1 rRNA gene is annotated in these 817 nt (G+C 49.7%); it reads right to left on the reverse strand.

From position 1 onward, the window contains the following. Positions 1–668, reverse strand: a 23S ribosomal RNA gene (locus IEV89_RS21520); the annotation flags it as partial. Between the last annotated feature and the right edge of the window lie 149 nt (positions 669–817).

The raw sequence follows: 817 nt of genomic DNA on the forward strand, positions 1-817 counted from the left end.
TATACCTTGCAACTTGACGCCCAGTTAAGACTCGGTTTCCCTACGGCTCCCCTATTCGGTTAACCTTGCTACAAAATATAAGTCGCTGACCCATTATACAAAAGGTACGCAGTCACCCCATAAAAGGGGCTCCTACTGCTTGTACGTACACGGTTTCAGGTTCTATTTCACTCCCCTCGCCGGGGTTCTTTTCGCCTTTCCCTCACGGTACTGGTTCACTATCGGTCAGTCAGGAGTATTTAGCCTTGGAGGATGGTCCCCCCATATTCAGACAGGATGTCACGTGTCCCGCCCTACTCATCGAACTCACAATGAGTGCACTTTTGTGTACGGGACTATCACCCTTTATTGTGCGACCTTCCAGACGCTTCCACTAATGCACAAACTGATTCAGGTTCTGGGCTCTTCCCCGTTCGCTCGCCGCTACTGGGGGAATCTCGGTTGATTTCTTTTCCTCGGGGTACTTAGATGTTTCAGTTCCCCCGGTTCGCCTTGCATGGCTATGTATTCACCATGCAATAGTGTGACGTATCACACTGGGTTTCCCCATTCGGGTATCGTCGGGTATAACGGTTCATATCACCTTACCGACGCTTTTCGCAGATTAGCACGCCCTTCATCGCCTCTGACTGCCTAGGCATCCACCGTGTACGCTTAGTCGCTTAACCTCACAACCCGAAGGTGTCTTCTAAAGAAGTCACGTATCGCGCTGCAAGTCTTGAGAGACTCAACACAGGGTACTCCTTATCTCGGTACTGCTACGGAGAGATAAGTTTCAGCTGTGTCGTTTCAATTTTCAGCTTGTTCCAGATTGTTA

Source organism: Hafnia psychrotolerans (assembly GCF_014639435.1).
GTDB classification, from domain to species: Bacteria; Pseudomonadota; Gammaproteobacteria; order Enterobacterales; family Enterobacteriaceae; genus Ewingella; species Ewingella psychrotolerans.